Annotated in this window: 5 protein-coding genes; 2 read left to right on the forward strand and 3 right to left on the reverse strand. The window is 69.6% G+C overall.

Going from position 1 to position 8,336, the window contains the following annotated elements; all coding sequences use genetic code 11:
- On the reverse strand, nucleotides 1-2,327 hold a 2,327-nt coding region (locus tag HUU96_RS07320; protein ID WP_174292181.1), incomplete at its 3' end, for a beta strand repeat-containing protein.
- Between the two features lie 474 nt (nucleotides 2,328-2,801).
- Between HUU96_RS07320 and galU the strand changes: the two genes are divergently transcribed.
- A complete protein-coding gene (galU, locus tag HUU96_RS07325) occupies nucleotides 2,802-3,707 on the forward strand; it encodes a UTP--glucose-1-phosphate uridylyltransferase GalU (RefSeq protein WP_174292185.1) in 906 nt (301 codons plus the stop codon).
- Here the strand turns inward: galU and HUU96_RS07330 are convergent.
- Entirely contained in the window at nucleotides 3,686-6,175 is a 2,490-nt protein-coding gene (locus HUU96_RS07330; protein ID WP_174292182.1) for an amino acid adenylation domain-containing protein, read from the reverse strand. The genes galU and HUU96_RS07330 overlap by 22 nt on opposite strands.
- A 138-nt stretch (nucleotides 6,176-6,313) precedes the next feature.
- Here HUU96_RS07330 and HUU96_RS07335 point away from each other — a divergent pair, with 138 nt between their 5' ends.
- Entirely contained in the window at nucleotides 6,314-7,429 is a 1,116-nt protein-coding gene (locus tag HUU96_RS07335) for a glycosyltransferase family 4 protein (RefSeq protein WP_174292183.1), read from the forward strand.
- Here HUU96_RS07335 and HUU96_RS07340 read toward each other — a convergent pair.
- Nucleotides 7,389-8,336 (reverse strand): glycosyltransferase (locus HUU96_RS07340; protein WP_174292184.1); only part of this gene is annotated, 948 nt, incomplete at its 5' end. The genes HUU96_RS07335 and HUU96_RS07340 overlap by 41 nt on opposite strands.

Genomic DNA, 8,336 nt, shown 5'->3' on the forward strand with positions numbered 1-8,336 from the left:
ACGGTGGTCGCCGATGAGGGGCCGGAGCCGACGATGCCGAACGCGTTGGTGCCCGATACCGTCACGACCAGGCCGGTGCCGGCTAGCGTAGCGCCATCCTCGACGCGGATGCCGGTCGACCCTGCGGTGTCGACGTCGATCGTCGACGCGCCGGTGATCCGCGACCCTGCGCCGAGCGAGTAATAGCCGACCTGCCGCGTGCCCTGGAAGTCGACGCTGCCGCCCGCGCCGACGGTGATGAGGCCGCCGTTGCGGACATGGGCGCCGATCGCGCCGCCGCCGCGCAGGATGATCGCGCCGTCCTGCTCCGCCGTCGAGGAAGCATTGCCGACGAAGACGCCATAGTCGCGCAGGCCGTCGCTCGATATGCCGCCATCGACGACGATCGTGCCGGCGTTGACCGCGAAGGCGGAGCCGTTGGCGACGTTGTTCTCGACCAGCAGGCCGACGCTGTTCACGCCGCCGACAGTGATGACGCCGCTCGCCGCATTGGTCGCCTCGACCGCGCCGGCGACGCTGCTGCCACGGACGGCGATGCCGACGTCGCGCGCGCTCGGCCCGGTGGTGGCGGAGGGGTCGATGGTGATCCGGCCGGTGTTGAGCGCGGTGTTGCCGTCGCCGCCGACCAGCATCCCGGTGGCGTTCTGCGCCAGCGAGCCGATGCGGATCAGGCCGTTGTTGACCAAGGTGCCGCCGCCCGACAGCGAGGTCATGCCGGCGGCGTAGTTGACCGACACGACATCGGCAACGCCTGCCAGGTCGCCGGTGTTGCCCGCGAAGGTGGTGCCGACGCGGATCGTGCCGGTCGCTTCGTTGGTGGCGGTGCCGCCGTTGAACGCGACCAGCCCCGCCGCACCGCCGAACATCCCCTGCGTGTTGGCGACCGCGCTGCCCGCACCGCCGATCAGGATGGTACCGGCGTTCGAGGCGGTCGCGCCGGTGCTGACCGCGATGCCGGTATTGGCCTTGCCATAGGTCGGGTCCTCGTCATGGCCGGCGATGTCGCGGTTGGCGACGTTGACGATGCCCCGATTGACGACGCTGGCGTTGTCGGTCGCGCGGATCGCGATATTGCCGGTGGCATAGCCTTGAAAGTCGTTGTTGCCGGTCGGCGCCGGCGTGCCGCTCGACCGGTCGAGCGTCTCGTAACCGATGCCGATCACGCCACCGGCGCTGTTGGTCAGGCTGCTGCCCGCATCCTTGACGCGGATGCCGACGCCGCCCTCGGCCTGCGCGATCGAGCCGTTGTTGGTGATGCTCGACCCGTTCTGCGCCAGGATCAGCGTCGACAGACCGTCATTATTGCCATCCGCGCCGACGACGCCGACCAGCTGCGATCCGGCGGTCGTCGTCAGCGTTGAGCGGTCGAGCTTGATGAACAGCCGCTCGCTGATCGTCGGCGGCGCGGTGTAGGTGGGGATGACCGGTGTGCTGACCGTCACCTGCTGATAGTTGAGGACGGCCGCCGCCTGGATGTTGCTTTCATATTGAGTCGGAGTGATCGTGCCGGCGTTGAGCTGCGCGATCTGGCCGGTGTTGTAGCGCTTCAGGCTGGCGAGGTCGGTGACCGCGTCGTTGCCGTTGAAGGCGATGCCCGAATAGGTGGTGACCGGAACTGCGACGGCCTTGCGGTCGGGCTGCGACAGCCCGTTCTGGTCGGCACCATCCATCGTCGCGGTGTGCGAATCATAGATGATCGTGCTGCCGCCGGTGACGCTGTAGAGCGTCGAGCCGCTGTCCGCGGTCGGGATCGCGAAATTGGCGCGGTCGTAGATGCTCTTGGCCTTGTCGCCGGTCGCGATCGTGACGGTCGAGTTGTCAATATTGGCCAGCCGCAGGTCGCCATAGACGGGCGCGTTGGTGTCGACATAGGTCGTCGTGCGCGTATCGGTGCTCGCCACCGTCGCCAGCCGGTCGTTGTCGTAGACCAATGTCGCGATGCGGGTACCCTGGATCTGGTCGGGATAGGTGGTCGCCGTCGTCTTCTGCTGGCTGCCCAGCGCGACGGCAGAGCGGCCGGCGACCGTGTCGTAGCCGGCGATCACCTGGCCATCCTGGTTGCGCGTCGCGATCGAGTCGCTGTCGAACACGAACCGACGAGCGCTGGTACCGAGTAGATTGTAGTCACCGGTGATCGTGCTGGTCGCGTTGGACACGCCGATGATGTCGCCACGCGTCGCCTGCGACCCGCCGCCATTGTCGGCGGCCGGCGAATAGCTTTGTTGCAGCGATTGCGCCTGGAGGGCGGGACCGGCGATGGCGATCGCTGCGAGCGAGGCAGTTCCAGCCAACAGGCGACGAGTAACGGCGGGGTGACGATAGCTCACGAACGGGACCTTTCCGGGACTGCACCAATCTTCTGATGGTTCAGACCCGCGGGTCGACGGTTCACCAAGACGGGGTTTGATGAATGCGCTGTAGTGGAAACGGCAATCGGAGCTTAGACATAGGTTGCTATTTATTACCGCAGGTCTCCAACCCGAGGCGCGTTTATCATTTGATGATTTCGACAACTCCAATGTCGGATGACGTCGCATCAATACACTTGTGCGATGACAAGCGACGTGACGGTCATCTTTTGATGCTGCGTAAACAAATCTGCCCGGCACTTTGTCTGCGCGGGAGAGGCCGCCAACGCCCTGCCGACGCCTTCCCCCCAGTCGGCAGGGCGTCCTGGCTCTCAGGGTGATCCACGGGAGTCGGCGGCGGCAGCTTCGCCCCGAGCAGCGTCATCACATCCTTTGATGAGCGCGCCCGAGCGGCCGCCGGTACAACCGACCCAAGCCAGAGAGGACGCGACGATGCCGTTCAAGCCGATACGCAAGGCGATCTTCCCCGTGGCGGGGCTCGGTACGCGGTTCCTGCCGGCGACCAAGGCGATGCCCAAGGAGATGCTGACGGTCGTCGACAAGCCGCTGATCCAATATGCGGTCGAGGAGGCGCTGGAGGCGGGGATCGAGCAGATCATCTTCGTCACCGGCCGCGGCAAGGCGGCGCTGGAGGATCATTTCGACGTCTCCTATGAACTGGAGGATACGCTGCGGCGGCGCGGCAAGTCGCTCGCCTCAATCGAGCTGATCCGGATGCCGCCGGGCAGCCCGGTCTATATCCGCCAGCAGGAGCCGCTGGGCCTCGGCCATGCGGTGTGGTGCGCGCGCGAGGTGGTCGGCGACGAGCCGTTCGCGGTGCTGCTGCCCGACGAGCTGATGGTCGGCACCCCCGGTTTCATGGCGCAGATGGTTGCCGCCTATGCCCGCGTCGGCGGCAATCTCGTCGGGGCCCTCGCGGTGGCCGATCGCGAGACCGACAAATACGGGATCATCTCGCCGGGCCGGCGCGAAGGAACGCTGACCGAGGTCAGGGCGCTGATCGAGAAGCCGGCGCGCGGCACCGCGCCGTCCAACCTGATGATCCCCGGCCGCTACATCCTGCAGCCCGAGGTGATGCAGCTTCTTGGGCGGCAGGAGAAGGGCGCGGGTGGGGAGGTGCAGCTGACCGATGCGATGGCGCAGCTGATCGGCCAACAGCCGTTCCATGGCGTGACCTTCGACGGCCACCGCCATGATTGCGGGGACAAGGCCGGGTGGGTCCAGGCCAATCTCGCGCTGGCGTTGGCGCGGGAGGATATCGGCGCGGCGGTGCGGGCGTTCGCGGCGGACCTGATCGGGGCGGACGCTCGCGAGGATCAGATCGCGCGCGCCGCCTGAACGGTTCGGGCGCGCGGCGACGGTCGCTGCTGAGCGATCGCCAGCGTGGAATCGAGCACCGCCGCCAGCGCCTGCGCCGGCGCACCGCGCACCATCGAGACGTGATCACCCGGGGTGTGCTCGACCGCCAACCGGCCATCGACGACCGCTCCCCAGCCGGCATCGCCGGCGCTGCCGACCGGCCGGATCAGCAACACGTCGCCGTCATACGCCGGAGCGCGATAGCTGCCGGTCGCCACCTCCACGCGCTGGCTGAAGCTGGCGGGCTCGTCGGAAGCGGTCCTCCAGATCGGCCGCAATGGCCCGAACCACGTCGCCACCCGGCCGCGCAGGCCAAGCCGCTGCCGCCGCCACCCCGGCCGCTCGGCGTCGAGCAGGACCAGCAGGCCGACGGTCTTGCCCTCGTCCACCAGCTGCTGCGCCAGCTCGAAGGCGACGATCCCCCACCGGCACCAGCCGCCCAGGTAATAGGGCCCGGCCGGCTGCACGGCGAGCAGCCGCGCCTTCAGCCGCGCGGCGATCGCGGGGATCGACAGGTCGCCGGCACCCAGCGCTTCCTCGTCAACGGCGTCGGTGTTGAGCGCGAATGCGGGCTGGTCGGGCGACAGACCGCGCATGATCGTACGCATCAGCGGCCCCGCGTCGAGCCAGTGGAGCGGCGGTCGCTCTCCCGCGGTGTTGAGCAGCATGGTCGCGCCGACGGCGACATCGTCGCCCAGGTCGATCCGCGCCGCCATCGCCGCCAATGTCGAATGCTGCATCAGCTCGATCAGCGCCAGCCGGACGCCGAATTCGGCCTCGATCCGCCGGGTCAGCCGCACCGTCATCAGCGAATAGCCGCCGAGATCGAAGAAATCATCGTCATCGGCGATGATCGCCGGTCCCAGCAGATCGCTCCAGATCCCGGCCAGCCGCGCGCGTGTGCCGATCTCGGACGGCTTGGTCGGCCATGGCAGCAACGCGGTCGCAACCGGGTCGGGCAGCGCCGCGCGGTCGACCTTGCCGTTGGGGGTGAGCGGCATCGCCGCGACGATGACGATGCGGTCGGGCACCATATAGGGGGTGAGGCGGGTGGCGAGGAACGCCTTCAAATCGCGAACGCCGGGCGACGCACCGGCGCGGGGCACGAGGTAGCCGACCAGGACGGGCTCGCCCGACGGATCGGTCCATGGCTTGACCGCGCACCAGGCAACGTTCGGATGGAGCGCCAGCGCCGCCTCGACATCGCCCAGCTCGATGCGGAAGCCGCGGATTTTGACCTGGTCGTCGAGCCGCCCGAGGCAGTGAAGCGTGCCGTCCTCGTCCGCACGGCCGAGATCGCCGGTGCGATAGGCGCGGCCGCCGCCCGGCAGCATGACGAAGCGCTCGGCGGTCAGGTCGGGTCGGTTGCGATAACCTCGCGCGACGCCGCCGCCGCCGATCACGATCTCGCCGACCTCGCCCGGCGGCAGGAACGATAGGTCGGTGCCGGCGATGTGGACCACCGCGCCCCGCTGGGCCCGGCCGATCGGCACCGGGTCGTCGCCGGCGACCACTCGCCCCGATGTCGCCCAGACGGTGGCCTCGGTCGGGCCGTACATGTTCCACAGCTCGGCGCACCGCGGCAGCAGCTGGTGGGCCAGTGCCCGCGTCACCGCCTCGCCGCCAGCAAGGATGCGCAGCCCCGGCAGCCCGCGCCATCCTGCCTCGATCAGCGCGCGCCAGGTCGACGGGGTGCCCTGCGCGACATCGGGACGATATTCGTCGAACGCCGCCGCCAGCCGGACGGGATCGGCGGCGACGTCCAGCTCGACCAGCGCCAGGGAGCCGCCCGCGAAGAACGGCAGGAACATGTCGGGCACCGACAGGTCGAAGCTGATGCGGGTGAAGCCAAGCAATCGCTCGCCCGCCGCGAAGCCCGGGCTGAGCGCCATCGTCGCCATCAGCGCGACGAGCGAGCCATGCTTGACCTCGACGCCCTTGGGCCGGCCGGTCGAGCCGGAGGTGAAGATGACATAGGCGAGCGTGTCGGGGCGCAGCGTGAACACCGGCGCGGGCGGTGCCGACACCTCGTCCTCGGCGATCAGGACGGGAGTGTCGACGCCTGCCACGACATCGGCGTAGCGGCGGCTTGCGACGATCAGGGCTGGTCGGGCATCATCCAGCATCGGCGCGAGGCGTGCGGGCGGAAGCGTCGGGTCGATCGGCCAATAGGCGGCACCGACCGTCAGGATCGCGAGCAGCCATGCCGGCAGGTCGACATCGCGCGCCAGGCAGACGCCGACCAGCCGCTCGCCATCGACCAGCCGATTGGCCAGCCGGGCGGCGAACAGGTCGACACGCTCGGCCAGCTCGGCATAGCTGCGCTGCTGCCCTTGCGCCTCCACGGCCAGTGCGTCGGAACGCTCGCGGACATGCCGCGCAAAGAGGTCGGGAATCGATGCCCATGCGGTGCCGCCGGGCGATGTCGTGTTATCGTCCTGCGTCATCGGCACCCCGGTCGCCGGCTGATGGATGGTCCCCTACCGAGGTGCCAATGCGGCTTGTGGCCTCGATCGGAGGTTTGGCCGGCCGCCGATACGTCTAATGATGTGACCGCGGGTAGGGCGCTTGGGTAAATCGCGGCAATGTCGACGCCTTCGCGATCAGGCGCCGGCCGAGCACCGCGCCTGTTCCTCAACGGCAAGTTCTACGCGGGCGCGACCAACGGGGTGCACCGTGTCGCCGACCGGCTGTTGCGAGAGCTCGATCGGCTGGCGGTCGCGGGCGCGGAGCCCGCCGGCTGGGACATGCGGCTGCTGCTGCCGGTGCGGGCCAACTGGGCACCGGACTTCGCGGCGATCGTGCCGGTGCCGCAGCGCGGCGGGCATACGCAGCGCTGGGAGCAGGCCGTGCTGCCGTTCGCCGCTCGCAGCGGCGTCCTCGCCAGCTTCGCCAATCTCGCCCCCTCGCTTCATGCCCGCAAGCTGACGATGGTCCATGACGCGCAGTTCCGGTTGTCGCCCGACAGCTACCCGGCGAAGCTGCGCTGGGGCTATCGCGCCCTGGTACCGCGCGGCGCGCGGTCGAGTCGCATCGTCGTCACCGTGTCCGATTACGCCCGCGACAGCCTGGCGACCTTCGGCATCGCCGATGCGGCGACGACGCGCGTCATCCATAACGGTGCCGACCACATCCTGGAGATGCCGGCCGACGACGGCGTGCTCGGCCGGCATGGGCTGAGACCGGGCGGCTATGCGGTGCTGTTCGGATCGACCGCGCGCTACAAGAACGCCGCCGTGGCGTTTGCCGCCTTTGCACGACCCGAACTGGCCGGCCTGACGCTGGTGGTGATCGGGCCGTCCCGCTCGGCACTCGCAGCGGCGAGCCTCGTGCCGCCGCCTGGCACCGTGTTCGTCGGCCCGGTCGACGATGCCGGCCTGCGCGCGCTGTACCAGCACGCGCATTGCCTGGTTTACCCGTCGCGAACCGAGGGGTTCGGCCTGCCGCCGGTGGAGGCGATGCTGTGCGGGTGCCCGGTGGTCGCCGCGCCCGCCGGTGCGATCCCCGAGATCTGCCACGATGCGGTGCTCTACGCCGGCCTCGACGATGCGGGCGAGTGGGCGCGGGCCGTACGCGCGCTGGATGTGCCGGAGAGCCGCGCCGCCAAGATCGCGGCGGGGCTGGAGCGCGCGCGCTCCTTCTCCTGGGCCACCGCAGGGATCAGGCTTGCTGAAATGTTGGGTGAGCTGCTCGCCCGATGAGCCGCCGGTCGGGCGCGCGCAGGTCGAGGCCGAAATGGCTCTGTGCCAGCGCCATGATCCGGGCGGCGTGGCGCTCGGGTGACAGGAACGCGCGCAGCTGTTCGCGCATCCCGGTGGGAGCCGGCGGCGCGGCGAGCATCGCCGTCAGCTTCGCCGCCAGATCGCCGGGCTGCCCCGGATCGAAGGTCGCGCCGCCGCCGAAGCGACGCACCAGCTCGGCCGAGCCGGCGCGGATCGACACCAGCACCGGCACGCCCGCCGCCATCGCTTCCGGCACGATCAGTCCCCAGGTCTCGTGCCACAGCGAGGGCAGCACGACGACCGCGCACGATCGCATCGCCGCCGGCATCGCCTCGCGCGGCTGCCAGGCGCGATGCTCGATCCCCGGCGTCGCGGCGAGTGTCGGCTCGAGCGCGCCCGTGCCGACGAACAGCCCGGAGAGCCCGGCGGCGGCCAGGGCGTCGACCAGCTGGCCGACGCCCTTGTCACCCTCCAGCCGGCCGAAATAGCCGACGTCGTAGGAGGGCAGGGGCGCGGCCTCGGGGGCATCCGACAAGGGCAGCGGATTGTAGAGGACGGCGTGGCGTTGCCCCGGCAGGAGCGGCGCTGCCGTGCGCTGCGCGTGTTCGGACAGATGAAGGAACAGGCGCCGCGCCGGGGCAGAGCGGGTCGCCGCGCGCCGCGCCGCCTGACGCGCAACCTGCCCCGCCTTGCGCACCCGTCCTAGCCGATCGCAATCGGCGGCTAGGCAGCGCAGCTGCATCGGCTGGCGGTCGCACGGCCGTTGCTGCCGAAAATCATAGTAGAGCCCGTTCGGACAGGCCCAGAAATAATCGTGCATGTAGATCATCGTCGGGAAACGGGCGGCGACGGCCAGCGCGGCGGGCGACAGGGAACGAGTCCATTG

This window comes from Sphingomonas bacterium, assembly GCF_903644135.1.
Taxonomy (GTDB): Bacteria; Pseudomonadota; Alphaproteobacteria; order Sphingomonadales; family Sphingomonadaceae; genus Sphingomonas.

What these genes read in the sequence shown, in the direction of transcription:
- HUU96_RS07330 (WP_174292182.1), bottom strand. Translation starts at nt 6,175, where the DNA reads ATGACGCAGGACGATAACACGACATCGCCCGGCGGCACCGCATGGGCA.
- HUU96_RS07335 (WP_174292183.1), top strand. Translation starts at nt 6,314, where the DNA reads ATGTCGACGCCTTCGCGATCAGGCGCCGGCCGAGCACCGCGCCTGTTC.
- galU (WP_174292185.1), top strand. Translation starts at nt 2,802, where the DNA reads ATGCCGTTCAAGCCGATACGCAAGGCGATCTTCCCCGTGGCGGGGCTC.